Origin of the sequence: Terrabacter sp. MAHUQ-38 (assembly GCF_014518425.1) — a bacterium.
Taxonomy (GTDB): Bacteria; Actinomycetota; Actinomycetes; order Actinomycetales; family Dermatophilaceae; genus Terrabacter.
In genome coordinates this window covers 72,842-97,288 of record NZ_JACVCU010000006.1, presented here as the reverse complement: position 1 = coordinate 97,288, position 24,447 = coordinate 72,842, and the positions used below count along the sequence as shown (strand labels likewise).

General features: G+C 70.6%; 25 protein-coding genes and 1 tRNA gene. 19 read left to right on the top strand and 7 right to left on the bottom strand.

Going from position 1 to position 24,447, the window contains the following annotated elements:
- Positions 1 to 21: 21 nt before the first annotated feature.
- On the bottom strand, positions 22 to 552 hold the full coding sequence (locus tag H9I49_RS21005; RefSeq protein ID WP_188032353.1) for a DUF5709 domain-containing protein: 531 nt from the start codon (positions 550 to 552) through the stop codon (positions 22 to 24).
- Positions 549 to 1,913: an aminotransferase gene (locus tag H9I49_RS21000; protein WP_188032352.1), complete on the bottom strand. Its 1,365-nt coding sequence runs from the start codon at positions 1,911 to 1,913 to the stop codon at positions 549 to 551. The genes H9I49_RS21005 and H9I49_RS21000 overlap by 4 nt, the downstream gene beginning before the upstream one ends.
- 224 nt (positions 1,914 to 2,137) lie before the next feature.
- Here H9I49_RS21000 and H9I49_RS20995 point away from each other — a divergent pair.
- The 8 genes from H9I49_RS20995 (at position 2,138) to H9I49_RS20960 (ending at position 8,395) form a co-directional block, all read left to right on the top strand.
- A tRNA-Trp gene (locus tag H9I49_RS20995) sits at positions 2,138 to 2,210 on the top strand.
- A 116-nt stretch (positions 2,211 to 2,326) separates the two neighbouring features.
- Complete coding sequence (secE, locus tag H9I49_RS20990; protein ID WP_188032351.1) at positions 2,327 to 2,596, top strand: preprotein translocase subunit SecE; 270 nt, start codon at positions 2,327 to 2,329, stop codon at positions 2,594 to 2,596.
- A gap of 82 nt (positions 2,597 to 2,678) precedes the next feature.
- Positions 2,679 to 3,545: a transcription termination/antitermination protein NusG gene (gene nusG / locus H9I49_RS20985; protein WP_188032350.1), complete on the top strand. Its 867-nt coding sequence runs from the start codon at positions 2,679 to 2,681 to the stop codon at positions 3,543 to 3,545.
- Positions 3,546 to 3,639: 94 nt separating this feature from the next.
- Entirely contained in the window at positions 3,640 to 4,071 is a 432-nt protein-coding gene (rplK, locus tag H9I49_RS20980; protein WP_188032349.1) for a 50S ribosomal protein L11, read from the top strand.
- Between the two features lie 109 nt (positions 4,072 to 4,180).
- Entirely contained in the window at positions 4,181 to 4,900 is a 720-nt protein-coding gene (gene rplA, locus H9I49_RS20975; RefSeq protein ID WP_188032348.1) for a 50S ribosomal protein L1, read from the top strand.
- 121 nt (positions 4,901 to 5,021) lie between these two features.
- Positions 5,022 to 6,887 carry a gamma-glutamyltransferase gene (gene ggt, locus H9I49_RS20970; RefSeq protein ID WP_370587685.1) on the top strand — a complete coding sequence of 622 codons (1,866 nt, stop codon included), beginning with the start codon at positions 5,022 to 5,024 and terminating at the stop codon, positions 6,885 to 6,887.
- A gap of 144 nt (positions 6,888 to 7,031) precedes the next feature.
- The gene (locus tag H9I49_RS24620) at positions 7,032 to 8,108 is read left to right on the top strand and encodes a C2 family cysteine protease (protein WP_188032347.1); all 1,077 of its coding nucleotides are present in this window, start codon (positions 7,032 to 7,034) and stop codon (positions 8,106 to 8,108) included.
- Positions 8,108 to 8,395: a hypothetical protein gene (locus tag H9I49_RS20960; protein ID WP_188032346.1), complete on the top strand. Its 288-nt coding sequence runs from the start codon at positions 8,108 to 8,110 to the stop codon at positions 8,393 to 8,395. The genes H9I49_RS24620 and H9I49_RS20960 overlap by 1 nt, the downstream gene beginning before the upstream one ends.
- Here H9I49_RS20960 and H9I49_RS20955 read toward each other — a convergent pair.
- On the bottom strand, positions 8,379 to 8,846 hold the full coding sequence (locus tag H9I49_RS20955; protein ID WP_188032345.1) for a hypothetical protein: 468 nt from the start codon (positions 8,844 to 8,846) through the stop codon (positions 8,379 to 8,381). The genes H9I49_RS20960 and H9I49_RS20955 overlap by 17 nt on opposite strands.
- 180 nt (positions 8,847 to 9,026) lie before the next feature.
- Here H9I49_RS20955 and H9I49_RS20950 point away from each other — a divergent pair, with 180 nt between their 5' ends.
- Positions 9,027 to 10,292 (top strand): choice-of-anchor P family protein, encoded by a 1,266-nt coding sequence (locus H9I49_RS20950; protein ID WP_188032344.1) that lies wholly within the window; start codon positions 9,027 to 9,029, stop codon positions 10,290 to 10,292.
- A 109-nt stretch (positions 10,293 to 10,401) separates the two neighbouring features.
- Here the strand turns inward: H9I49_RS20950 and H9I49_RS20945 are convergent, their stop codons facing one another.
- Positions 10,402 to 11,304: a DUF3152 domain-containing protein gene (locus H9I49_RS20945; protein ID WP_188032343.1), complete on the bottom strand. Its 903-nt coding sequence runs from the start codon at positions 11,302 to 11,304 to the stop codon at positions 10,402 to 10,404.
- Positions 11,305 to 11,666: 362 nt separating this feature from the next.
- On the opposite strand from H9I49_RS20945, the gene rplJ reads away from it, so the two are divergent.
- Positions 11,667 to 12,284: a 50S ribosomal protein L10 gene (rplJ, locus tag H9I49_RS20940; protein ID WP_188032342.1), complete on the top strand. Its 618-nt coding sequence runs from the start codon at positions 11,667 to 11,669 to the stop codon at positions 12,282 to 12,284.
- A gap of 69 nt (positions 12,285 to 12,353) precedes the next feature.
- Positions 12,354 to 12,740, top strand: coding sequence for a 50S ribosomal protein L7/L12 (gene rplL / locus H9I49_RS20935; RefSeq protein ID WP_188032341.1), 387 nt, complete (start codon positions 12,354 to 12,356; stop codon positions 12,738 to 12,740).
- Positions 12,741 to 12,901: 161 nt separating this feature from the next.
- Here rplL and H9I49_RS20930 read toward each other — a convergent pair whose 3' ends face one another.
- Positions 12,902 to 14,032 (bottom strand): alanine--glyoxylate aminotransferase family protein, encoded by a 1,131-nt coding sequence (locus H9I49_RS20930; RefSeq protein WP_188032340.1) that lies wholly within the window; start codon positions 14,030 to 14,032, stop codon positions 12,902 to 12,904.
- Positions 14,033 to 14,100: 68 nt separating this feature from the next.
- Entirely contained in the window at positions 14,101 to 15,489 is a 1,389-nt protein-coding gene (locus H9I49_RS20925) for an FAD-binding oxidoreductase (protein WP_370587684.1), read from the bottom strand.
- 113 nt (positions 15,490 to 15,602) lie between these two features.
- Here H9I49_RS20925 and H9I49_RS20920 point away from each other — a divergent pair, with 113 nt between their 5' ends.
- Positions 15,603 to 16,532 (top strand): hypothetical protein, encoded by a 930-nt coding sequence (locus tag H9I49_RS20920; RefSeq protein WP_188032339.1) that lies wholly within the window; start codon positions 15,603 to 15,605, stop codon positions 16,530 to 16,532.
- 9 nt (positions 16,533 to 16,541) lie between these two features.
- On the opposite strand, the gene H9I49_RS20915 is transcribed toward H9I49_RS20920, so the two are convergent.
- Positions 16,542 to 17,012: a DUF4178 domain-containing protein gene (locus H9I49_RS20915; protein WP_188032338.1), complete on the bottom strand. Its 471-nt coding sequence runs from the start codon at positions 17,010 to 17,012 to the stop codon at positions 16,542 to 16,544.
- A gap of 148 nt (positions 17,013 to 17,160) precedes the next feature.
- Here H9I49_RS20915 and H9I49_RS20910 point away from each other — a divergent pair, with 148 nt between their 5' ends.
- The 7 genes from H9I49_RS20910 to H9I49_RS20880 all read left to right on the top strand — a co-directional run bounded on the left by H9I49_RS20910 (position 17,161) and on the right by H9I49_RS20880 (position 24,435).
- Positions 17,161 to 18,177, top strand: a complete 1,017-nt coding sequence (locus tag H9I49_RS20910; protein ID WP_188032337.1) for an ABC transporter ATP-binding protein — start codon at positions 17,161 to 17,163, stop codon at positions 18,175 to 18,177.
- 1 nt (position 18,178) lies between these two features.
- The gene (locus H9I49_RS20905; protein ID WP_188032336.1) at positions 18,179 to 18,949 is read left to right on the top strand and encodes an ABC transporter permease; all 771 of its coding nucleotides are present in this window, start codon (positions 18,179 to 18,181) and stop codon (positions 18,947 to 18,949) included.
- Positions 18,950 to 19,048: 99 nt separating this feature from the next.
- Complete coding sequence (locus tag H9I49_RS20900) at positions 19,049 to 19,813, top strand: ABC transporter permease (protein WP_304650680.1); 765 nt, start codon at positions 19,049 to 19,051, stop codon at positions 19,811 to 19,813.
- Positions 19,810 to 21,165, top strand: coding sequence for an MCE family protein (locus H9I49_RS20895; protein WP_188032335.1), 1,356 nt, complete (start codon positions 19,810 to 19,812; stop codon positions 21,163 to 21,165). Before H9I49_RS20900 ends, H9I49_RS20895 begins: the two co-directional genes overlap by 4 nt.
- A complete protein-coding gene (locus H9I49_RS20890) occupies positions 21,162 to 22,193 on the top strand; it encodes an MCE family protein (protein WP_188032334.1) in 1,032 nt (343 codons plus the stop codon). The genes H9I49_RS20895 and H9I49_RS20890 overlap by 4 nt, the downstream gene beginning before the upstream one ends.
- Entirely contained in the window at positions 22,190 to 23,221 is a 1,032-nt protein-coding gene (locus tag H9I49_RS20885; RefSeq protein ID WP_188032333.1) for an MCE family protein, read from the top strand. The genes H9I49_RS20890 and H9I49_RS20885 overlap by 4 nt, the downstream gene beginning before the upstream one ends.
- Complete coding sequence (locus H9I49_RS20880; protein WP_255524174.1) at positions 23,221 to 24,435, top strand: MCE family protein; 1,215 nt, start codon at positions 23,221 to 23,223, stop codon at positions 24,433 to 24,435. The genes H9I49_RS20885 and H9I49_RS20880 overlap by 1 nt, the downstream gene beginning before the upstream one ends.
- The last annotated feature ends 12 nt before the right edge of the window (positions 24,436 to 24,447 follow it).

Sequence of the window (24,447 nt, the reverse complement as noted above, 5' to 3'; positions counted from 1 at the left end):
CACGTCTCGCGCGCTCGAGGGTCAGCGGTCGTCGGGCTCGTCGGCGATCTCGTCGACGACGTGCATCGCGGCCTCCTCGGCCGAGGCGCCTGCGCCGTCGACGCCCACGTCGCTGGCCCAGGCCTGCTTCTCGTCGTCGTCGTGCGCGCCCTCGTCGTCGGCGACGAGGCGCCCCGCCCTCGCGTCGCCGACCTCGTTGTCGCCGAGCCAGTCGTCCTCGGCGTCGATCGAGTCGGGGTCGTCGCCGCCGACCCGGTCGCCGTCGAGCCCGCTCTCGTTGTCGGGCCGGCCGTAGGCCGAGCTGGGGTCGGTCTCCTCCTGGAGGATCCGCTGGTCGATCGTCTCGTCGATCGACTCCTCGTAGGCCGTCGTGCCATGGGCCTCGACTCCCTGGGGGCGGTCGTTGGGGGAGTAGCCGCGGTCGAGGACGTCCTCGAGGTCGCCGTCGTCGAGGGTGTCCTCGGGCTGCAGCTGGTCCTCGTCGTCGACGCTGTAGCTCGTCAGGTCGTCGTCGATGTTCTCGTTGGGCTCGTGTGGATCGGTGGCACTCATCGCGCGGCTCCTTCGGTGGCGGGCTCTGCGGTCTCGGGCGACGGGACGTCGCCCCCTGCCCCTACCCCGGCGGCCCGGTCGGCGGTCACCTTCTCGGCGGCGGCGAGCGCGACGCACGTGGCGACGCCGGCCATCGCGGTGCGCACCTCGTCGAGCGCCGGGAACGTCGGCGCGAGGCGGATGTTGCGGTCGCGGGGGTCCTTGCCGTGCGGGAACGACGCGCCGGCCGGCGTGAGGGCGATGCCCGCGGCCTTGGCGAGCTCGACGACCCGCGACGCGGTGCCGTCCAGCACGTCGAGGTTGACGAAGTAGCCGCCCTTCGGGTGGCTCCACTCCGCGACCTCAAGACCGCCCAGGCCCTCGCTCAGCGCCTCGTCGACGGCCGCGAACTTCGGCGCGATGATCTCGCGGTGCCCGCGCATGTGGGCGCGTACGCCGTCGGCGTTCTTGAAGAACTCGACGTGGCGCAGGTGGTTGACCTTGTCGGGGCCGATGGATCCCATCGACAGGTGCGCCAGGTACCACTTGACGTTGGCCTCGCTCGCGGCCAGCACCGCCACGCCCGCGCCGGCGAAGGTGATCTTCGACGTCGACGCGAACATGATGGGCCGGTTCGGGTGTCCCGACGCCGCAGCGAGCGTCAGGATGTCCGCGCTCTTCGCCTCGTCCTCGGTGAGGTGGTGGAACGCGTACGCGTTGTCCCAGAAGATCGTGAAGTCGGGTGCCGCGGCCGGCATGGCCGCGAGCCGCGCCGCGATCTCCTGCGACACGACGGCGCCGCTCGGGTTCGCGTACGTCGGGACGATCCAGATGCCCTTGATGCTCGGGTCGTCCTTGACGAGTGCCTCGACGGCCGCGATGTCGGGACCGTCGTCGTGCATCTCGACCGTGATCATCTCGATGCCGAACGACGCGAGCATGGAGAAGTGCCGGTCGTAGCCGGGCACCGGGCAGATGAAGCGGACCCGCTCCTCCTGCGACCACGGTCGGGGGGAGTCCACGCCACCGAAGAGCAGGAAGTCGACGATCGTGGAGTACATCATCGTGAGGCTCGAGTTGCCTCCCGCGATGACCTGCGACGGCTCGACCCAGAGCAGCTCGGCGAAGATGGCGCGCAGCTCGGCCAGGCCCTCGAGGCCGCCGTAGTTGCGCACGTCGACCCCGGCGGCGTCCTTCGTCGTGGACGGCAGGCTCAGCAGGTCGTCGGACAGGTCGAGCTGGGCCGCGGACGGCTTGCCGCGCGTCAGGTCGAGCTTGAGGCCGCGAGCCTGCAGGGCCGCGTAGGCTGACCGCTGCTCGGCGAGGAAGCCGGCCAGGTCGTCGTCGGACAGGGACGCGAGGGGGGTGCGCGGGTTCGTCACGTCTCGATCCTGCCACTGCGGCGTGTACCGGAGGGAGCCCGGTCCGTATGCCGGGTGGCGCCGACTGCGGGCCCGCGCCGTGGGCCCCGCGCCGTGGGGCCGCCGGGGGTACGCCGCCGGTTCGCGCTGGGGTCCGATCGTCCCGTATGATCGTCGCTCGGACGGCTTCGCTGGCCATGCTGACGCATGCCGTCCCGCCGGAAACCACCCAACGGTCCCGGTGAAGGGCAATAGCTCAATTGGTAGAGCACTGGTCTCCAAAACCAGCGGTTGGGGGTTCGAGTCCCTCTTGCCCTGCGCATCCCAGTGATGTGGTCGTCGTGCAAGGCGGCACGCGGCTTCTGCCCTGACGTGGGACACCACGGGTCCGGACGGCTGTCGCGGGCCTCGTACCCAGGCAGAAAGAAGGAAACGTGACGGAGACGAGCGCCAGGCGCGGGTCCGGCCGGGCCGACAGGGCCAGCGGCGGCAACCCCGTGTCGCGGTTCTTCGGCGCGCTCAGCCTCTTCGTGCGCCAGATCCTCGACGAGCTGCGCAAGGTCGTGCGGCCGACGGGCCCGGAGCTCGTTCGCTACACCACGGTCGTCGTCGTGTTCGTCGTGATCATGATGGCTGTCGTGTCGGGGCTCGACTTCGGTCTGAGCAAGCTGATCTCGTGGGTCTTCACGGGCACCACGATCTGAGACAGCGGCGGTCACACCGCGTCATGGGACGTCACCACCAGCCGCGACCGGCTGGTCCACGAGCAAGGAAGTAGGTCAGAGCGTGTCCGAGCAGTTCGCCCACGAGGGCGCCCCGAACGGCGAGAGCACCGAGAACGACGTCGTCGACCCCACGGTCGAGTCCGACGAGCTCTCGGCGTCCGACGTCGCGGGAGCTGAGGACACCGCGGTCGACGCCGACATCGCCGCCACCGACGACGTCGACGACCTCGATGCCGCTGACGACGAGGCCGACGACGAGGCCGAGGTCGCCGACGCCGACGCTGACGACGCCGACGGCGCCGCCCCGGTCGAGGGCAGCGGCGACCCCGTCGCCGACTTCAAGGCCGACCTGCGCTCGCGTTTCGGTGACTGGTTCGTCATCCACTCCTACGCCGGCTACGAGAACCGCGTGAAGGCCAACCTCGAGACGCGCATCCAGACCCTCAACATGGAGGACTTCATCTTCGAGATCGAGGTCCCCATGGAGGAGGTCACCGAGATCAAGAACGGCCAGAAGAAGCAGGTCCGTCGCGTCCGGATGCCCGGGTACGTCCTCGTCCGCATGGACCTCACCGACGAGAGCTGGGGCGCGGTGCGCCACACGCCCGGTGTGACCGGCTTCGTCGGCAACGCGCACCAGCCCGTACCGCTGTCGATCGACGAGGTCTTCACGATGCTCGCGCCGAGCTTCGAGGCCGCCTCGGCGGCGTCGGGCGGCGGCGCGACCAAGACCGCTGCCCCGAAGGACGTCCGCGTCATCGACTTCGAGGTCGGCGAGTCCGTCACCGTCATGGAGGGGCCGTTCGAGACCCTTCCCGCCACGATCTCCGAGATCAACACCGACACGCAGAAGCTCAAGGTGCTCGTCTCGATCTTCGGCCGGGAGACCCCGGTCGAGCTCTCCTTCGCCCAGGTCGCCAAGATCTGAGCAAGGCCCACCCCCGTTCGGCGCGGCACCCGCGCCGGCATGCAACCGGGTCATCGCCCACGGCGTCGGCCCACAACGAAGAAGGTAGGCACCCATGCCCCCCAAGAAGAAGGTCTCCGGCTTCATCAAGCTGCAGATCCAGGCCGGTCAGGCCACGCCCGCTCCGCCCGTCGGCCCGGCCCTCGGCCAGCACGGCGTCAACATCATGGAGTTCGTCAAGGCGTACAACGCCGCGACGGAGGCCCAGCGCGGCAACGTCATCCCGGTCGAGATCACGGTCTACGAGGACCGCTCGTTCACCTTCGTCACGAAGACGCCCCCGGCCGCCGAGCTCATCAAGAAGGCCGCCGGCGTCGCCAAGGGCTCCGGTGAGCCGCACAAGACCAAGGTCGCCAAGCTCTCGCGCGACCAGGTCCTCGAGATCGCCCGTCAGAAGATGGAAGACCTCAACGCCAACGACGAGGAGATGGCTGCCCGCATCATCGCCGGCACCGCTCGCTCGATGGGCATCGACACCGAGCTCTGAGCTCGACGTCACCCCGGCCGCACGGCATACGGACCGTATGCCGTCGGTCACGTGGGAGGGCCAGCGCTGGTCCGCACCACGACTCCACCACCACGCAAGGAGCAGTTCCATGAAGCGCAGCAAGAACTACCGCTCAGCCGCCGAGCTCATCACGCCCGGCAAGGTCTACGCGCCCCTCGAGGCCGTCCGCGTCGCGAAGCAGACCGCGAAGGCCAAGTACGACGAGACCGTCGAGGTCGCCATGCGCCTCGGCGTCGACCCCCGCAAGGCCGACCAGGCCGTCCGCGGCACGGTCAACCTGCCGCACGGCACGGGCAAGACCGCCCGCGTCCTCGTCTTCGCCAACGGCGACAAGGCCGAGGCCGCCCGTGAGGCCGGCGCCGACCACGTCGGGTCCGACGACCTGCTCGAGAAGGTCCAGGGCGGCTGGCTCGACTTCGACGCCGTCGTCGCGACGCCCGACATGATGGGCAAGGTCGGTCGTCTCGGCAAGGTCCTCGGCCCCCGCGGCCTCATGCCGAACCCGAAGACCGGCACGGTCACGATGGACGTCGCCAAGGCCGTCACCGACATCAAGGGCGGCAAGATCGAGTTCCGCGTCGACAAGCACGCGAACCTCCACTTCATCATCGGCAAGGCGTCCTTCGACGAGAAGTCCCTCGTCGAGAACTACGCCGCCGCCCTCGAGGAGATCCTGCGTCTCAAGCCGGCCAGCTCCAAGGGCCGCTACATCGAGAAGGCCACCGTCTCCACGACGATGGGCCCGGGCATCCCGCTCGACTTCTCCAAGACGCGCAACCTCCTCGTCGACGAGGACGCGACCGCCTGAGGTCGCCGCTCGTTCGAGAGCCCGTCACCCTGCTGGGTGGCGGGCTCTCGACGTGCCGGAGGGCTCGGATCGGTGGGGTTCTCAGGGCGATTCGCGGTGGCCGCACGGGTACGGTCGGAGGATGAGCCGACACACCCGCAGCACCGGACGTTGGATCGTCGCAGGCGTGGCCGCAGGCCTACCCCTCGCACTGCTCGCGCCGCAGGCCGGCGCGCAGCCCTCGGCCGCCCCGGCGGCACCGACCGTCGACACTGCTCGACACGGCACGACGTCCGACCTGCCCAAGGTCCCGGTCATGGTCGGCTCGGGCGGGGCGGTGAGCTCGGTCGACCGTGACGCCTCACAGGTCGGGATCGACGTGCTGGCCCACGGGGGCAACGCCGCCGACGCGGCTGTCGCGACAGCGGCCGCCCTCGGCGTGACGGAGCCGTACAGTGCCGGCATCGGTGGCGGTGGCTTCCTCGTCTACTACGACGCGAAGAGCAAGAAGGTCTCGACCATCGACGGCCGCGAGACAGCACCCGCGACCTTCACCGACCGCGCGTTCATCGACCCCGCCACCGGGCAGCCGTACGCGTTCAACACGGCGGTGAACTCCGGCCTCTCGGTGGGCGTCCCCGGCACGCCCGCGCTGTGGGACAAGGCCTTGCGCGACTACGGCACCCTGTCGCTCAACGACGCTCTGAAGCCGGCGGAGAAACTGGCAGCCAAGGGTTTCGTCGTCGACAAGACCTTCTCCGACCAGACGGCGGCGAACGCCGCCCGCTTCAAGACGTTCCCGGAGACCGCACGTGTCTTCCTGCGCAACGGCGCCGCTCCGGCTGTCGGTTCGGTGTTCACCAACCCCGACATGGCGAGGGCCTACCGGACACTGCGCACCCAGGGCGTACGGGCCCTGTATGCCGGGCCGCTGGGTCGAGCGGTGGTCGCAGAGGCCCAGGCGCCGCACACCGACGGCACCAGTGTGCTGGCCGGCCAGATCACGATGGCCGACCTCGGCGCGTACCGGGCACTGACCAAGGACCCGATCCACTCGCAGTACAAGGGTTACGACGTCTACGGCATGCCGGTCCCGAGCTCGGGTGGCATCGCCGTGGCCGAGATCCTCAACCTCATGACGGCCTACGAGGACCGCACCGGCATCGACACGAGCGAGCTGTCGGACGTCGACTACTACCACCGGTTCTCCGAGGCCTCGGCCACTGCCTTCGCCGACCGCAACCGCTACGTGGGCGACGTGCCAGGCGTCCCGGTGGGCGAACTCACCAACCCGGACTTCGCGGCCGAGCGGGCGTGCCTTTTCGACCCGTCGGTGGCGCAGACGCGGCCGATCCCGCCCGGATCGCCCGACGGCAGCTACACGTCGTGCGAGCTGGCGTCGGTCGCCCAGCGGCAACCCAACGACGGCCAGTCCACGACCCACCTGACCGTCGCTGACCGAAGGGGCAACGTGGCGTCCTACACGCTGACGATCGAGCAGACCGGCGGCTCCGGCATCACCGTGCCCGGCTACGGGTTCCTGCTCAACAACGAGCTGACCGACTTCAACTTCACCCCGACCCAGGGCACGGCGCCCGACCCGAACCTGCCCGGACCGGACAAGCGTCCTCGGTCGTCGATGAGCCCGACGATCATCCTCGACGACGGCACACCGTTCCTCGCGGTGGGCTCACCCGGTGGCGCGACGATCATCACCTCGGTGGCGCAGACGATCCTCGGTTACCTCGAGCGTGACCTCGCCCTCGTCGACGCCATCGCGTCCCCGCGCCTCAGCTCACGCAACGGCGGCTCGGAGCCAGCGGAGCCTGCGCTTCTGGCCAGCCCGGTCGCAGCCGGTCTCCGCGCGCTGGGGCACCAGCTGTCCGACGGCGGCGAGATCGGCGCCGTGACGGCGATCCGGAGCCTCGGTGACGGCCGCTTCGAGGCTGCCGCCGAGACCACCCGCCGAGGTGGGGGCTCGGCCATGGTGGTGTCGCCGGCGCCCTGAGCGGCGCTGACAGGCCCTGCGTCATGACGTGGCCCGGTCGATGGGGAGTGCTGCCCATCGACCGGTCCACGGTCGCCTGCATAGGCTCGGGCGCGTGGCGGGACGTACCGGGTCGAACCGCACCGGCTGACAGGGGAGAGCGTCGTGGCGATCTACCGCAAGGGCGCCGACACCGTGGCGTTGCGGGCGTCGGCGGACCGGCTGACCGGCATGGGCCGCGAGCTCGACGGCATCGGTGTCGAGTGCAACCGCGCCGTCGGCTCGCTCCGGGGCAGCTGGGGCGGGGGCGACCTCGACCACCTCGTGCAGCGCTGGCCCGCCACCTCGCAGGAGCTGACCGCATGCCGTGGGACCCTCGACTCGATGGCGGCAGCCCTGCGCCGCAACGCCGGCGCGCAGGACGCCGCGAGCGGCGACGGGGCAGGCGGCTCGCCCTTCTCGGGCAACCCCCCCGGCGACCACGGCATCGGCAACGGCGGCGACCGCAACTCGAGCAACCCCGAGGACGGTCCCGGCCCGTACGAGGACATCCAGGACATCCCCATGGACGACGCCTCGCTCGGCATGGACGACATCGAGCAGGGCCAGATCGGTGACTGCTGGGTCCTGGCGGCCCTCGGCCCGGTGGCGCAGGACGACCCCGACTTCATCCGCGAGCACGTCCGCTACGACGCCAAGGCCGGCACCTACACCGTGACCCTCTACGACGACGGCGAGCCGGTCGATGTCGTCGTCGATGCGTCCGTCGTCGAGAACGGCGCCCGCGATCCGAACGGCAACCCCAACTACGCCTCGATCTACGAGAAGGCGATGGCCTCCTTCCACGGCGGCAGCTACGACGACATCGACGGCGGCCACTCCGACGACGCCTTCGAGACGATCACGGGGCGCGACGCCGACAGTGGCGGCGAGTCGAGCTTCGACGACATCCAGGATCGCCTCGACAACGGCGACCTCATGGCCGTCGGCACCGAGGACGACGACGCGTTCTGGTGGTGGGAGGACGAGGTCGACGACAGCACGATCGTGCCGAACCACGCATACATGGTGGACCGCATCGAGGAGCGCGACGGACAACGGATGATCCACCTCATCAACCCGTGGGGCCCCGACGGTGGCACGCTCGACGGTGAGCAGAAGGTCGGCGACGTCTGGCTGACGGAGGACGAGTACAAGGAGAACTTCGACAGCACGTACAGCGTGCCGGGCAAGGAGGGCTGATGAGGCAGGTCACGGCAGACCAGGGCAGCCAGCCGCGCTTCGGGCGGGTGCGCGTCGGCATCATGCGGGCCGGCGTCAAACAGGGCGTGCGGACCGCGCGGCTCGCCGTGCGCACGCCCGACGAGTCCCGCATCGTCGACGTCGCCGAGGGGTCGACCGTCGACGTGCCCGGCCACGGGTCGCTCACCGTCACCGGGGTGCACCGCCGCCCCGTGCCGGAGGGGCGCGAGTCGGTCGACCTCGAGTGGCGCGACGAGGGCGAGGTTCGGCTCAGCAGTCGCCGCTGACCGGGACGCTGAGCCGGACGGTGCTGCGTCCCTTGGCCTGGACCGCGACCCGGGCGTCCTGGTCGTCGGTCGCCGTCACGGCGACCCAGCCGCCGGGCAGCTGCTCGTCCTGCGCATCCGCGAAGCCGAGGTCGCCCAGACTCGAGTCGAGCGCCTGGCGCACCTCGGGCATCCTCGAGGACAGGTCGGTCGCGGTCTCGAACGACGTGGAGTACCACCTGCACCCGTGGTCCCCGCGCTGAGTCGTCTCGTCGCTGCCCCGCGTCCACTCGACGCCGAGCGCGTCGCCGGTCGCCTTCGTCACCGCGTCGACCACCGGTCCGTATGCCGTCGCCGCACCTGAGGCGTCCAGCGGCCGGTCCGAACAGCCCGCCGCTGCCAGGCCGACGAGGGCGAAGACGACCCCTGCCGCCACGTGACGCACCTTCCCCTGACCTGCCCGTGCTGTCATGCCCCGATTGTGGCATTTGGCCCCACCGGTCGGGCGGGCAGGCGCGGCGCTGATTGCCAGCACCGGACGTGCCGCATCGAACCGCACAAGTGCCGCATAACGGATGCCGTCGTCGCCTCGTTGAGCCGGGTACATCGGTCAGGGGATCGATGTCAGGGCATCGATGACAGGAGCAGGACCATGCGAACCAGGCAGAGGAAACTAGCCGCCGTCCTGGCGGCGGCCGCCATCTCGGGGCTGGGTGCGCCCCTCGCCGCTGCGCCCGCCTCGGCAGCGGTGCTCCCGAAGGTCGCCTTCACGGCGCAGGCCTACGGCACCCAGGTCAACATCGGGGGTGTGGTGAGGTCCGGGCCCACGGCCCTCAGCTCGATCGGGTGCACGACGGCCGCCCCTCGGTCGACGTCCGCGGCCATCACGTCGGCGAACCTCCCCGTCGTCGGCTCGGTCGGCGCCGTCACGACGGCGGCGCGCACGAGCCAGTCGCTCTCGAGCAAGACGAGCTTCTCCAGCGCCAAGGTCAAGGGCGTCAACCTTCTCGGTGGCCTCGTCCGCGCGGACGCGCTCTCGACGTCGAGCTCGGCGTCCGTGAACGGTGCACGCCAGTACACCGGGGGCAACAGCGCGGTGCTGACCAACCTCGTCATCTCGGGTCGGCCCGTGAGCGCGACAGCCGGCCCCAACACCCGCATCCGGGTCGGGGCAGCAGGTCAGACACCCTTCGCGACCGCCGTTGTCAACAAGCAGGAGCGCGTCAACTCGAACGGTGAGTTCCGCGTGGCCACTGCCGCGGTAACGGTCATCATCGACGGCAGCAACAGCCTGGGGCTGCCCATCGGCTCGCGCATCGACGTCGCCCAGTCCCGCGCAAACCTTTCGGCCCCGGTGACCGGCCTCGTGGGTGGCAAGGGGTACGCGACCTCGGCCAGCACGCTCGAGGGCCGCGTGGTGTCCTCTCCGACCGCTCTCGTGTACGCGCGGTGCACCTCCGGAGACGGTGCGAGCAACGTCGCCGGCGTGACGCTGGCCGGCCTGCTGTCCACCGGCACGACGCAGACGACCTCGAAGTCGACGGCCACGTCGACCTCGCGGTCGGTGACCGTCAAGAACACGATCGCATCACCGAAGGTGCTGCTCGGGCTCATCTCGGCGTCCGCGGTGACCGCCGAGACCTCGGTCTCCCAGACGGGGTCGCTGGCCCCGGTGGTGCGTGACTCGTCGCGCTTCCTCGCCCTCAAGGTCGCAGGCTTCCCGGCCATCAATGACACCGTGCGGCCCAACACCGTCGTCACGATCCCGCAGCTCGGCAAGGTGACCTTCCACAAGGTGACGAAGAGCTCGACCTCGATAGAGGTCGTCATGATCGAGGTCGTGCTGAACAAGTCCGTCGGCAGCCTGCCGACCGGCTCGGTGGTGCGGATCGGCTACTCGAACAGCAAGCTCGCCTGACTCGAGCCGCACGGCATCCGGCCAGGTGGCCGCGGGTCCCCACCACCCGCGGCCACCGCTGCGTCCGGGCAGCCGGTCAGGGCGAGAACAGGCGGGAGCCAGGCGATGCTCAGGCGGGCTTGGCCGTCGGCCAGGGCCACGCGGTGCAGCCCTTGAGTCCGTAGGTCTGCTGCATCATGACGGGAGCAGGCCGACCGGCGCCGCCGCAGTAGGCGTGTGCGTGGCCGATGCCGTGTCCGACCTCGTGGTTGACGAGGTAGGTGCGGTAGCTGTCGACGTCGGTGCCGTACGCCGCGGCGCCGAGCACCCAGCGGCGCAGGTTGAGCACGACGCGTCCGGTGTTGTGGCAGCTGACCTGACCACGCGTCTGCAGAGGAGCGCACAGCTTGTCGGTCGTGGTCGGGCTGGCCAAGGTGATGTGCAGGTCGACCTGGGCCCCGGCGGTGGCGTCGGCGGGTGCGACGTCGACGAAGCGCACGCCGTCCTTGGTCTGCCAGCCGCGCGCGTCGGTGAGCACCGAGCCGACCTTCGTCGCGAGGTCGGCGGCGCGGACGTCGAGGCCGCCCTCGAGCTCGACGGTGTAGCGCACGACGCGGCCCGTGGCCGGTGACGGCTTCAGCGCGGCGGCAGGCATCGCGACGACCGTGAAGGTGCCGGACCCCTTCTCGATGACGGCGCCCGCGGCGTCGCGGCCGTCACCGGCGGTGTCTGCGTCGGCGGCCCTCGTCGTGCCATCTGCACTGCCGCCGCCCCCCTGCGTGTCGGTCGAGGTCTCCGGCACGCGCTCGACCTGGTCGACCGACACGGCCGGCGCGATGCCGGCGGCGAGGGCCACGCGTGAGGCGCGCACGACGCTGCCGTCGGCCAGGGGCTGCTCGGCGCCGGCCCAGGACACGGACCACACGTCCGCCGCGACACACAGCACGACGGCAAGACCGGCCCAGGTGCGCCGGCGGCGGATCGCCTGGCGTTGCGAGCGGGTCGGGGGGCGGACTGCTGAGCCACGCGCCATGGGTGCCACGCTAGGACACCTACCCGGCGAACGCACGGAGCATGCGCGTGACGCGCGGGCGCTCTCGCGGACCGATCCCGTCGGCGCGACCCGTGCTGCGGTGCCTGCCACGCTCGATTTGGCCGGCGCCCGCAGAGTCCCGTACTCTGGGCGACGACCAATGACCGCCGGTTGGAGGGCGTGGGCAACCACGATCTCCCGAAGGTCCCGCACGATGCGGGCAGCCAGCGCAGGACACTCAGCCTCACGGCATACCGAGCGTATGCCGCTGCGAGCCCCGAGCGCCCTGCGCCGGGGCTCTTTTCGTGCAGGCCCTGCGGGCCCCTTCGCCGGCGGCCACCACGCAAGGGAAGGAGGCCCAGATGGCGAACGCCGAGAAGAGCGCAGCCATTGCCGAGATCGCGGACAAGTTCCGTGAGTCCGGTGCGGCCGTTCTCACCGAGTACCGCGGTCTGACCGTGGCGCAGCTCTCCCAGCTGCGCAGCTCGATCCGGGAACACGCCACCTACGCCGTGGTCAAGAACACGCTCACGGAGCGCGCCGCGAAGGAGGCCGGTATCTCGGCCTTCGACGGCCACCTCCAGGGCCCGTCGGCCATCGCCTTCATCACCGGTGACCCGGTCGAGGCGGCCAAGGGTCTGCGTGACTTCGCCAAGGCTCACCCCCTCCTCGTGATCAAGGCTGGCGTCCTCGACGGCAAGTCCTTGAGCCCCGAGGAGATCACGAAGCTCGCGGACCTCGAGTCCCGCGAGGTTCTGCTGGCCAAGCTTGCGGGTGCCATGAAGGGCTCCCTCACCAAGGCTGCATACCTCTTCGTCGCTCCTCTGTCGCAGACGGCCCGCGTGGTCGACGCCCTGCGCCAGAAGGTCGAGGCGCAGGGTCCCGCCACGCCGGCTGCCGCCGACGAGGCTCCCGCCGCGGAGGCCGTTGCGGCCGACGAGGCAACCACCGACGTCGCCGAGGGTGGCGACGAGAGCTGACCGCGCTCCCGCGCACCAGCTCGATTCAACAACACGCCACTCACGGCAATATCTAGGAAGGAAGCCACCATGGCGAAGCTCAGCACCGACGAGCTCCTTGACGCTTTCAAGGAGATGACCCTCATCGAGCTCTCCGAGTTCGTGAAGCAGTTCGAGGAGACCTTCGAGGTCACCGCTGCTGCCCCCGTTGCCGCCGCTCCCGCGGCCGGCGCCGGCGGCGCTGCCCCCGTCGAGGAGGAGGAGAAGGACTCGTTCGACGTCGTTCTCGTTGCCGCCGGCGAGAAGAAGATCCAGGTCATCAAGGAGGTCCGCGCGCTCACGAGCCTCGGCCTCAAGGAGGCCAAGGACCTCGTGGACGGCGCCCCCAAGCCCGTTCTCGAGAGCGTCGACAAGGCTGCGGCCGAGAAGGCCAAGGAGCAGCTCGAGGGCGCCGGCGCCACCGTCGAGCTCAAGTGAGCCGTCCCGGCTAGACGCGAGTCAGCCGGGGCTCCTCAGCAACACCGCAAAGGCGGGTCCGACCACTGGTCGGGCCCGCCTTTCGCTGTCTCGATGTTTCGCGCGCTCCTGTGACGAGCGCGCGAAACGGTTGTCAGGGCGACGGGCCCGGGGGCAGGCGGTCACCGGGCGTGGTCGAGGGCGTCCTTCAGGGCGGCGAGGACGAGGGCGACGCGGTCGGGCCGCGCGTTGTGTCCCATCAGCCCGATGCGCCAGACGCTGGCGGCGAACTCGCCGACACCGGCACCGATCTCGAGGTTGTGCCGTCCGAGGAGGTACGCGCGGACGGCTGCCGAGTCGACGCCCTCAGGGACGCGTACGGTCGTCAGCTCGGGCAGCCGGGCCCCCTCGGCGGCGAAGAGCTCGAGGCCCATGTCCACCAGGCCCTCCTGGAGCAGGCGGCCGGCCTCGGCGTGGCGGTCCCACACCTTCTCGAGCCCCTCGGCCGCGATGCGCTGCAGCCCCGCGTGCAGGCTCACCACCATCGCCGTCGGCGCGGTGTGGTGGTAGGTCCGGCCCGACCCGGAGGCCTCGCCGACGTAGCCGCCGAGCAGGCCGAGGTCGAGGTACCACGACGACGGCTTCTCGACGCGGCGTTCGAACGCGCGGTCGCTGATCGTGAACGGCGCGAGCCCCGGGGCGACGCCGAGGCACTTCTGGCTGCCGGCGTAGCCGATGTCGATGCCCCACTCGTCGGCGCGCAGCTCGATGCCGCCGATGCTCGTCACGGCGTCGACGAGCAGCAGCGCATCCCCCTTCGCGGCGCCGAGCGCGGCGATGTCGGAGCGGACGCCGGTCGAGGTCTCGGCGTGCACGGCCGCGATGATCGAGGGCGCGGGATGTGCCGCGGCGACCCGCTCGGCGTCGACGGGCGTGCCCCACTCGTGGTCGACGCGGACGACCGTGGCCCCGTGGCGGCCGGCGACGTCCACCATGCGTTCGCCGAACAGTCCGTTGACCGCGACGACGACGACGTCGCCCGGGGAGACGGTGTTGACGAATGCTGCCTCCATGCCGGCGGAACCGGTGGCCGAGAGCGGCAGGGTGCGCCGGTTGTCGGTGCCCCACATGTGGCGCAGCAGCTCGCAGGTCTCGTCCATGACCTCGAGGAAGTCGGGGTCGAGGTGGCCGAGGAGCGGCGCGGCGAGAGCGAGCGTCGCCTCCGGGTAGGGGTTGCACGGACCCGGTCCGAAGAGGTGCCGCTCGGCGATCGGGCGAGGGGACGTGGCGGGCGCCCGCCGCGATGAGGACACGGAGGACACGGAGGACACAGGGGACACGGAGGACACGGAGGGCACGGGGGGCGTGGGGGTCGTCGTCATCAGAATCCGGCTCCAGGGTTGAGGATGCCCAGCGGGTCGAGGGCGTTCTTGATGCGGTGGGTGAGGGCCATGACGTCCGGTCCGAGCTGCTCGGGCAGCGCCGCCCGCTTGAGACGGCCGACGCCGTGCTCGCCGGTGATCGTGCCACCGAGGGCGATCGCGAGGCTCATGACCTCGGAGAAGGCGAGCGCCGCACGCTCCTTCGCGTCGGCGTCTCCGGGCGGGTACACGACGATCGGGTGGGTGTTGCCGTCGCCCGCGTGTGCGACGACGGGGATCTCGACGCCGCGGTTGCGGGCGATCTCGGCGATGCCGGTCAGCAGGTCGGGCAGCCGCGGCACAGGCACGCCGACGTCCTCGAGCATGATCGCGCCACGCCGCTCGATCGCGATGATCGCCGCGCGGCGGGCGGCGACGAACAGCTCGCTCTCGGCAGCGTCCGTCGTCGTGAAGCACTCGCGGGCGCCCCCGGCCGTGCACAGCCGCTCCATCTCGGCGACCTCCTCGCCGCGGGCCGCGCCGGGGGCGTCGGACTGGGCGATGAGCAAGGCGCCGGCCGTGCGGTCGAGGCCCATGCTGCGGTGGTCCTCGACGGCGTTGATCGAGGCCTGGTCCATGAGCTCCATCATCGAGGCTCGCAACCTGCCACCGATGGCGACGACGACTCGGGCAGCGTCGGCCACGTCGTCGAAGGTCGCGACGAGCGTCGCGGGCGGGGCCTGGGTCGGCACGAGCCGGAGGATGGCGCGCGTGACGACCCCGAGTGTGCCCTCGCTGCCGACGAAGAGCTTGACGAGCGAGAGGCCGGCGCTGTCCTTGACCCGCTGGCCGCCGAGGCGCACGACGGTGCCGTCCGCGAGCACGACGTCGAGGCCGAGCACGTAGTCGGCCGTGACGCCGTACTTCACGCAGCAGAGGCCGCCGGCGTTGGTCGCGACGTTGCCGCCGATCGAGCAGATCTCGAACGACGACGGATCCGGTGGATACCACAGCCCGTGCTCGGCTGCGGCCTGCTTGACCTCGACGTTGAGGGCTCCCGGCTCGACGGTCACCGTCCGCGTCGCCGTGTCGACCTCGACCGCGCGCATCCGCTCGAGACTCAGCACGATGCATCCGTCGACCGCGTTCGAGCCGCCCGACAGCCCGCTGCCGGCACCGCGGGGGACGACGGGCACACCGTGCTGAGCGGCCCACCGCACCGTGGCCTGCACGTCGGCGGCGCTCGACGCGCGCACCACGGCGAGCGGCATACCGGCGCCGGCGTCAGCCGTGTAGTCGAAGCGATAGGCGGCCACGCTCTCGCGTTCCGTGACGAGCGCGCCCGGCGTCAGCGCCTCGGTCAGCCCCGCCAGGTCGAGGTCCGGAGCGTCCTTGCTCAGTGTCGTCACCGAACCACCGTAACCACGCCCGCCCGGGACTGCGCCCTCGCCCGCCGGCGTGGGCCCCGGCACCGGCCCGACGCCCCAGGAGGCGGCGCGGCCGCTCCGGGTAGGTTTGCCGCATGGGATGGCTGTCTCGCACGTTCAGGCCCGCCGGTGAGACGACGGCGACCACCGAGCCGGGGTCCCCCGAGCACCCCGTGCCGCCCGTACCTGTCAGCCCGGACCCGTCGGGACCCGTGGGTCGCTACGGTCCGCTCGTCAGCATCACCCGCTTCGAGGCGGCCCCGCCCGAGCTCGAGTGGCAGCTGCCGCTCAACGGCGAGCTGTACCGGCTCATGCCGGGATCGGACCGCCCCGACTACTCGCTCCTCGTGCTGGACCGACCGCTGCACTTCTACCCGCGCGAGGGCTTCGACCTGCGGCGCGTCGACGCCGAGCAGCGCGTCCAGGATCGCAAGGGCCGCACGATGGTGCGGGTCCACGCGCTGCTCCTCTGTGCCCGCTACGTCGGCCAGCAGCTCCACCCCGGCATGACCGACCTCGCCGTCAACCTGGCGTACGTCATCGACAACTCGCTCGCGAGGGACGCCGAGGTCGACTTCGCGAAGATCGAGTTCGCGGCCATCGGCGCGCTCAACGAGGGCCACCAGCCGCGCCCGGCGCCGGACGCCCAGCCCGCCGACGTCACCGCGGCCGCCCCGACTGCGTCCCCGACGGAGGGCGAGGCCGACGTGCGCGCGAGCACGCAGCTCACGGTCTCGGACGTCCTCGACGAGGTCGCGGCGACGCTCCGGCAGGGGGTCGAGGCCCAGCGCGGGGCTCCCGTCCAGCGGCTCACTGCCGAGCTGACCCTCGACCCCGAGCACCGGCTCACCGGCCTGTCGGGCAACGCCGACGGGCAGGCGCCCGTGCCGACGCCCGAGACGTTCACCCGCCTCGGCGAGCTGCTCGCGCGCCTGGCGAACCACGGGGAGGCCGGACGGGTCGCGGCCGTCACTCTTCGCGTGGACGGCAACACGGTGAGCCACGAGGTCACCGCCACCCACTGACCCGGCAGGTCAGTCGCCCACGACCTCGCGGTAGCTGCGCAGGAGCGACGGGTCGACGAGGCGGCCGAGGCTGATCTCCCAGACCCCGCCGTCGAAGCTCTCGAAGACGAGCAGCCCCTCGGCGTCGGAGAACTCGACGAAGTCGCACGAACCGCGCGAGCCCGTGCCCGTGTCGCCCTCCGCGTCGTATGCCGCGGTGCCGGCCTCGAGCAGGGTCCACTGGCGCCCGTCCATGGTCATACCGGCAGGGTCCGGGTCACCGAAGAGGTCGTACCGCGGCGTCCAGTGCACGACCGTGGGCGCGCCGCGCGGGCGGATCGAGAGCCATTGGTTGGGTCCAGGGGTGCTCTCGATGCAGTGCTCGCCCCACTGGGTGCCGGCCCAGTCGAAGCGCAGGCTGCCGATGACCCGGTGCTGCGTGCCCGCGACCTCGAGGACGGCCCCCGGCGCCACCTGCGTCGGCCGGAGCTCTGCGCGCATGCACCCCTCCTCGTCCGCACGGTCCACACAGCGTATCCACACCCGCAGGCCGGGGTCCGCAGAAGTGAACTGGCGCGTAACTTGCGCCGCCCGCGCTCGTTTCCCCATAGCCGAGTCGAGACGGTCGAGAGATGTAGGTGGATGCCACATGGGTGTGGAGATCGCGGTCACAGGGCTGACCAAGACCTTCGGGTCGCAGACGATCTGGCGGGACGTGACCCTCACGCTTCCCGCGGGGGAGATCTCCGTCATGCTGGGCCCGTCGGGCACCGGCAAGTCGGTCTTCCTCAAGACCCTCGTCGGCCTGCTCAAGCCCGACGCCGGCTCGATCGTCATCAACGGCCGTGACCTCACCCGCCTGCGCGAGTCGGACCTCTACGAGGTGCGCAAGCTCTTCGGCGTCCTCTTCCAGGACGGCGCCCTCTTCGGGTCGATGAACCTCTACGACAACATCGCGTTCCCCCTGCGGGAGCACACGAAGAAGACCGAGGCGGAGATCAGGCGCATCGTGGGCGAGAAGATCGAGCTCGTCGGGCTGCAGGGAGCCGAGGGCAAGCTGCCCGGCGAGATCTCCGGCGGCATGCGCAAGCGGGCCGGGCTCGCCCGCGCCCTCGTGCTCGACCCCGAGATCATCCTCTTCGACGAGCCCGACTCCGGCCTCGACCCCGTGCGCACGGCCTACCTCAACCAGCTCATCGTCGACCTCAACGCACAGATCGAGGCGACCTTCCTCATCGTCACCCACGACATCAACACGGCGCGCACGGTGCCCGACAACATCGGCCTGCTCTACCACCGGCACCTGGCGATGTTCGGCCCGCGCGAGATGCTGCTCAGCTCGGAGGAACCCGTAGTCCGCCAGTTCCTCAACGCCCAGCGTGTCGGCCCGATCGGCATGTCCGAGGAGAAGGACGCCGACGAGCTCGCGGCAGAGTCGGGTCAGGAGCTGCCGCCGCTGCCGCCGATCGCCCTGCAGCTGCCGACGAGCGACGGCTCGGTGCGGCGTACCGCGCGCCCGGCGGGTGCCTGGTGTCGTGACAACGGCGTGACGCCTCCGCCGGGCTCCTTCGAGACCTCGACCGTGGCGGCGGGCGCCATCGCGTCCACGACGCGGAGCACGACCGCGTATGCCGTCCCGTCCGAGCTCGTGGGCGAGGTGAGCTGACGTGGCCGCACCCCTCACCGGCGTCCTGCGCCAGTCGGGCTCGCTCTTCGCGCTCGCGCTCGACGTCTTCCGGGCCCTGCCCAGGCGGCCGTTCCAGGTCAAGGAGTTCATCCAGCAGGCGTGGTTCATCGCGAGCGTGACGATCCTGCCGACGGCCCTCGTGTCGATCCCGTTCGGCGCCGTGATCGCGCTGCAGCTCGGCACGCTGACCCGCCAGCTCGGGGCCCAGTCCTACACGGGCGCCGCGAGCGTCCTGGCCGTGCTGCGCGAGGCGAGCCCGATCGTCACGGCACTGCTCATCGCCGGCGCGGGCGGGTCCGCCATCTGCGCCGACCTCGGCTCACGCAAGATCCGCGAGGAGATCGACGCGATGGAGGTGCTCGGCATCAGCCCGATCCAGCGCCTCGTCGTGCCGCGGGTGCTCGCCTCGATGCTCGTCGCGGTCCTGCTCAACGGCCTCGTGTCCGTCGTCGGTGTCGTCGGCGGCTACGTCTTCAACGTCATCGTCCAGGGGGGCACGCCGGGTGCCTACATCGCGAGCTTCACCGCGCTCGCGCAGCTTCCCGACCTCTGGACGGCCGAGATCAAGGCCCTCATCTTCGGCGCCATCGCGGCCGTTGTCGCGGCGTACAAGGGGCTGGGAGCCGGGGGCGGTCCCAAGGGGGTCGGCGACGCCGTGAACCAGAGCGTCGTCATCACGTTCATGCTGCTCTTCGTCGTCAACTTCGTCATCACGGCCGTGTACTTCCAGGTCGTCCCCCAGAAGATCTAGGAGACGACAGTGACGACGAGGACCCAGAACGCTGCGGCGGAGCGGCTGCTGCACATCGCGAGCCGGCCCTCCCGCGCGCTCGACTCGCTCGGGGAGCAGATGCGCTTCTACGTGCGCTCGCTGGCGTGGAGCGGACGCACGCTGCGCCGCTACAAGAAGGAGGTCGTGCGCCTCCTCGCCGAGGTCTCCCTCGGCACGGGCGCGCTGTCCGTCATCGGCGGCACGGTGGGGGTCATCGCCTTCCTCGCCTTCTTCACCGGCACCGAGGTCGGCCTTCAGGGCTACTCCTCGCTCGACCAGCTCGGCACCGGCGCCTTCACCGGGTTCTTCTCGGCCTACCTCAACACCCGCGAGATCGCGCCGCTCGTCGCCGGCCTCGCGCTCGCGGCCACCGTCGGCTGCGGCTTCACCGCGCAGCTCGGCGCCATGCGCATCTCCGAGGAGGTCGACGCGCTCGAGGTGATGGGCATCCCCTCGCTGCCGTTCCTCGTCACGACCCGGATGATCGCCGGGTTCGTCGCCGTCATCCCGCTGTACGTCCTCGGCCTGCTCAGCTCGTACGCCGCGACGCGCTTCATCTCGACGAGCTACTTCGGGCAGTCGGAGGGCACGTACGACCACTACTTCCATCTCTTCCTGCCACCCGGCGACGTGTTCTGGTCGTTCGTCAAGGTGATGGTGTTCGCGGTCGTCATCATCCTCATCCACTGCTACTACGGCTACACCGCGTCGGGCGGACCAGCCGGTGTCGGCGTCGCCGTCGGCACGGCGGTCCGCACGTCCATCGTCGCGATCAACATCGTCGACTTCTTCCTGTCGCTCGCCATCTGGGGTGCGACGACGAGCGTGAGGATCGCCGGATGAGCGACACGAGCGCTGACCCGAGCACTGACACGACCCCGGGGCCGCTCACCCAGCTGACGCGCTGGCGGATCGGCGCGAAGGCGTACGGCATCGTCTTCCTCACCGTCGTGGCCCTGCTCGTCGGGCTCGCCGTCGCGTCCTTCCAGCAGCGGTTCACGCCTGTCGTCATGGTCACGCTCGAGACGAACCGCCTCGGCAGCCAGCTGCAGGAGAGCTCGGACGTCAAGCTGCGCGGGCTGCTCGTCGGCGAGGTGCGCACGGTCGAGGCGACCGCCGACGGCGCGCGTCTCGAGCTGGCCCTGCGACCCGAGGACGTCGCCAAGATCCCGTCCAACGTCAGTGCGCGGCTGCTACCGAAGACCCTCTTCGGGGAGCGCTACGTCGACCTCGTGACGCCGGCGAGGAGCGCGCGGCCGATCCGGGCCGGCGACGTCATCCCGCAGGACCGCAGCAAGGTCTCGATCGAGCTCGAAACGGTGCTCGACAACCTGTACCCGCTGCTGCGCACCGTCCAGCCGGCCAAGCTCGCCACGACCCTGAACGCCCTGTCGACGACGCTCGACGGCCGTGGCGAGCAGATCGGCCGCAACCTCGTGCTCGTCGACCGCTACCTCAAGGCCCTCAACCCGAAGATGCCGACGATCCAGAAGGACATCTCGCTGCTCGCCGACGCAGCCGACCTCTACGACGGCGTGGCCCCGGACTTCTTCCGGCTCACTGAGTCGGCCCGGGTCACGAACCGCACGATCGTCGAGAAGGACCAGCAGCTCGCCGCCTTCCTGGTCGGCACGGCCGGGTTCGCCAACGAGGCCGCCGGCTTCCTGCGCGACAACGAGCAGCGGATCATCCAGGTCGGTCAGGTCAGCAGGCCGACGCTGGGGCTCCTCGCCGAGTACTCACCGATCTACCCCTGCGTCGCGTCGGGTCTGGTGAACTGGCTCCCGCGTGTCAACGCCGCCTTCTCCGGCAACACCTTCCACATCACCCTCGAGGTCGTGCCGCCGCGCCAGCCCTACCGACCGGGTGAGGAGCCGCAGTGGAACGAGAAGCGCGGCCCCAACTGCTTCGGCCTGCCGAGCCCCGACGGGTCGCAGTCGAACCCGTTCGCCGGCAACCACTTCGACGACGGCACCCGCCCGGCGAGCGACGCCACACCCTTCTCGGCGCTGCCCCAGGCCCTGCTGGGCAACGCGTCCGCGGCTGACTCCGGCACGGCCGGCACCGTCGAGGAGCAGCGTGTGGTCGGCGCCCTGCTGGCGGGTGACGGTGACCCGTCCCCGGCCGGCGCGAGCGGCATCCAGACCCTCCTCGCCGGGCCCATGATGCGCGGCACGGTGGTGAGCACCCGATGAAGGTCAAGGGTTCGCTGGTCAAGCTCATCGTGTTCGCGGCCGTCACGCTGTTCGCGACGAGCATCCTCGCTCTCACCATCGCCAACATCCAGCTCGGCTCGAAGGCGACGTACACCGCCGTGGTGAGCGACGCGACGGGTGTCGTCGCCGGCCAGGACGTCCGCATCGCCGGCGTCCGCGTCGGTGAGGTGACCGACGTCCGCGTCGCACGCGACGCCACGTCCGACGGCGCCGACGCCGAGATCGAGTTCTCGGTGCTCAAGAGCTCGGTGCTCACCCAGGGCACGGAGGTCACGGTCAAGTACCGCAACCTCGTCGGTCAGCGATACCTCGCGCTGAGCCAGGGCACCGGTGCCCCGGCGCCGCTCGCGGACGGCGCGACGATCCCGCTCTCACGCACCCACCCGGCGCTCGACCTGACCGTCCTCTTCAACGGCTTCAAGCCGCTGTTCGCGGCGCTCTCGCCGAGCGACGTCAACGAGCTGTCCGGCCTGCTCATCCAGACCCTGCAGGGCGAGGGGGGCGACATCAACACGCTGCTCGCCAAGACGGCGAGCCTGACGTCCGCCATCGCCGACCGCGATGCCGTCATCGGGCGCACGATCGACAACCTCAACACCGTGCTCGGCACCGTCGACGCGCACGACCAGCAGCTGCTCTCGCTCATCGACCAGCTGCAACGCTTCACGAGCGGCCTCGCGGCCGACCGGGAGACCATCGGCCGCTCGCTGTCGGGCATCAACACCCTGTCGGCCGAGACCGCCGACCTGCTCGTCTCGACGCGTCCGCTCGTCAAGGACGACATCGCCCAGCTGCGCACCCTCGCGACGACGGTCAACAAGCCCGCGAACGTCAAGGAGTTCGAGGACTTCATCACCAACGCCCCCAAGCGCATCACCACCCTGACACGCACGGCCACCTACGGTTCGTGGTTCAACTTCTACCTCTGCCGCTTCGACAGCAAGAACCCGATCCTGCCCGGCGTCAGCCCGACGTACGACGTCTCGTCCGCGAGGTGCCCCTCATGAGCACGCCCTTCCGCGAGCGCAACCCCGTGCCCATCGGCGCGGTCGGCCTGGCCGTCCTCGCCCTGCTCCTCTACCTGGCGTTCAACGCTGCGAGCCTGCCGTTCATCGGCGGCGGCACGGCATACAGCGCGGCGTTCTCCGAGGCCGGCGGCATCCGTCCCGACGACGACGTGCGCATCGCCGGCGTCAAGGTCGGCAAGGTCACCGGCGTCGACCTCGAGGGCGACCACGCGCGCGTCGACTTCGTCATCACCGAGGACGCGCGCTTCGGCCCGCAGACCGGTGCGTCCGTCCGGATGAAGACGATCCTCGGCGAGAAGTACGTCGCGCTCGATCCCAAGGGCACCGGCCAGCTCGCTGCCGACGCGCAGATCCCCGTCTCGCGCACGGTGAGCTCCTACGACGTCATCAACGCCTTCCAGGACCTGACGACCACGACCGAGCGCATCGACACCGACCAGCTGGCGACGTCGCTGACCGTCATCGCCACCGAGTTCCGAGACAGCCCGCACTACGTCCGGGCCACCCTCGACGGCCTCTCGCGCCTGTCGCGGACGATCGCCGGCCGCGACGCCGAGCTCGGCTCGCTGCTCCAGCGCGCCAACAGCGTCACGGGCCTCGTGCGCAGCCGCAACCAGCAGGTCAGCACGCTCATCAAGGACGCCGACCTGCTCATGGTCGAGCTCGTGAAGCGCCGTGACGACATCCGCACGCTCTTCCGCAACACCTCGGCGCTCGCGAAGCAGCTGACCGGCCTCGCGCGCGACAACCGTGCGCAGCTGAAGCCCGCGCTGGCCGAGCTCGACAAGACCCTTGCGCTGCTCCAGAAGCACGACGCCGACCTGCAGAAGACGATCCGGGCGATGGCACCCTTCACCCGCGTGTACGCCAACACGCTGGGCACTGGCCGGTGGTTCGACACCTGGGTCTCCAACCTCGTCGTGCCGGTCGGTGCGCCGGGGCTCGCCCTGCCCGGGACGCAGCTGCCCGACCTGCTCCTTCCCGGCACCTCCGGAGGTGGTCGCTGATGCCCGCGCCCCAGGCGTCCCGTATGCCGTTCGGCCGGCTCCACGGTCCGGCGACGGTCCTCGGCAGGCTCGTCACCGGCCTCGTCGTCGTCGCGCTCGTCGCGGCGGGCATCGTCTTCTGGCCGCGTCAGGGCCAGACGACCGTGGGCGCCGACTTCTCCCGCGCGGTCGGCCTCTACCCGGGCTCCGACGTGCGGATCCTCGGCGTCAAGGTCGGCCAGGTCGACACCGTGACGCCGGAGGGCGACCACGTGCACGTGACGTTCAGCTACGACGCGAAGTACCGCGTCCCGGCCTCGGCCAAGGCAGCGATCGTCGCTCCGTCGCTCGTGTCCGACCGCTACGTGCAGCTGCTCCCGGTCTACGAGAGCGGCCCGACGCTCTCGGCCGGCGCGCGGATCCCGATGCAGCGCACCGCGGTTCCGGTCGAGCTCGACCGCGTGTCGCAGAGCCTCGACGACCTCATGGTCGCGCTGGGGCCTGACGGCGCCAACAAGGACGGCGCCCTCAACAGGCTGCTCCGCACCTCGGCCGCCAACCTCGACGGCAACGGCGAGAAGGTGTACGGCACCGTGCGTGACCTGTCGACGGCGCTCTCGACACTCTCGGGCAGCCGCGACGACCTGTTCGGCACGGTGAAGAACCTCCAGTCCTTCACCTCGATGCTCGCCACGAACAACGCCCAGGTGCGCCGGCTCAACTCCGACCTCGCGACCGTCGCCGTCCAGCTGAGCGAGGAGCGCGACAACCTCAAGGCCACCCTCGAGAGCCTCGGCGTGGCGGTCGACGAGGTGTCCGGCTTCGTGTCCGACAACCGTGCGCTGCTCAAGAGCAACCTGGACCGGGCCGTCACCGTCACCGACGCCTTCGCGAAGAACCGACAGGCTCTCGCACAGCTGCTCGAGAACGCGCCCGTCGCGTTGTCGAACCTCCAGAACGCGTACCACCCCCAGACCGGCACGCTCGACACCCGCAACAACGCCAAGGGCCTCGACGACCCGCTGCTGCTCGTCTGCTCGATCCTCACGGGACCGACCCGCACCGGCAACACGAAGCTCTGCGACTCCCTCAAGAAGTCCATCCTGCCCAAGCTCCTGACCCTTCCATCCTTGCCGAGCGGCTCGGCGCTGCAAGGCACTCCGCAGCCCGACGGGCTCGTCAACCTCCGCGGTGCCGACCCGACCCTCGGCGGACTTCTCGGAGGCTCCCGATGACGTATGCCGCCA

Bases quoted from the DNA above. Each gene is read 5' to 3' on its own strand.
- H9I49_RS21005 (WP_188032353.1), bottom strand. From the start codon at position 552: ATGAGTGCCACCGATCCACACGAGCCCAACGAGAACATCGACGACGAC.
- rplK (WP_188032349.1), top strand. From the start codon at position 3,640: ATGCCCCCCAAGAAGAAGGTCTCCGGCTTCATCAAGCTGCAGATCCAG.
- rplA (WP_188032348.1), top strand. From the start codon at position 4,181: ATGAAGCGCAGCAAGAACTACCGCTCAGCCGCCGAGCTCATCACGCCC.
- ggt (WP_370587685.1), top strand. From the start codon at position 5,022: ATGAGCCGACACACCCGCAGCACCGGACGTTGGATCGTCGCAGGCGTG.
- H9I49_RS20960 (WP_188032346.1), top strand. From the start codon at position 8,108: ATGAGGCAGGTCACGGCAGACCAGGGCAGCCAGCCGCGCTTCGGGCGG.
- H9I49_RS20955 (WP_188032345.1), bottom strand. From the start codon at position 8,846: ATGACAGCACGGGCAGGTCAGGGGAAGGTGCGTCACGTGGCGGCAGGG.
- H9I49_RS20950 (WP_188032344.1), top strand. From the start codon at position 9,027: ATGCGAACCAGGCAGAGGAAACTAGCCGCCGTCCTGGCGGCGGCCGCC.
- H9I49_RS20945 (WP_188032343.1), bottom strand. From the start codon at position 11,304: ATGGCGCGTGGCTCAGCAGTCCGCCCCCCGACCCGCTCGCAACGCCAG.
- rplJ (WP_188032342.1), top strand. From the start codon at position 11,667: ATGGCGAACGCCGAGAAGAGCGCAGCCATTGCCGAGATCGCGGACAAG.
- rplL (WP_188032341.1), top strand. From the start codon at position 12,354: ATGGCGAAGCTCAGCACCGACGAGCTCCTTGACGCTTTCAAGGAGATG.
- H9I49_RS20920 (WP_188032339.1), top strand. From the start codon at position 15,603: ATGGGATGGCTGTCTCGCACGTTCAGGCCCGCCGGTGAGACGACGGCG.
- H9I49_RS20915 (WP_188032338.1), bottom strand. From the start codon at position 17,012: ATGCGCGCAGAGCTCCGGCCGACGCAGGTGGCGCCGGGGGCCGTCCTC.
- H9I49_RS20910 (WP_188032337.1), top strand. From the start codon at position 17,161: ATGGGTGTGGAGATCGCGGTCACAGGGCTGACCAAGACCTTCGGGTCG.
- H9I49_RS20900 (WP_304650680.1), top strand. From the start codon at position 19,049: ATGCGCTTCTACGTGCGCTCGCTGGCGTGGAGCGGACGCACGCTGCGC.
- H9I49_RS20895 (WP_188032335.1), top strand. From the start codon at position 19,810: ATGAGCGACACGAGCGCTGACCCGAGCACTGACACGACCCCGGGGCCG.
- H9I49_RS20890 (WP_188032334.1), top strand. From the start codon at position 21,162: ATGAAGGTCAAGGGTTCGCTGGTCAAGCTCATCGTGTTCGCGGCCGTC.
- H9I49_RS20885 (WP_188032333.1), top strand. From the start codon at position 22,190: ATGAGCACGCCCTTCCGCGAGCGCAACCCCGTGCCCATCGGCGCGGTC.
- H9I49_RS20880 (WP_255524174.1), top strand. From the start codon at position 23,221: ATGCCCGCGCCCCAGGCGTCCCGTATGCCGTTCGGCCGGCTCCACGGT.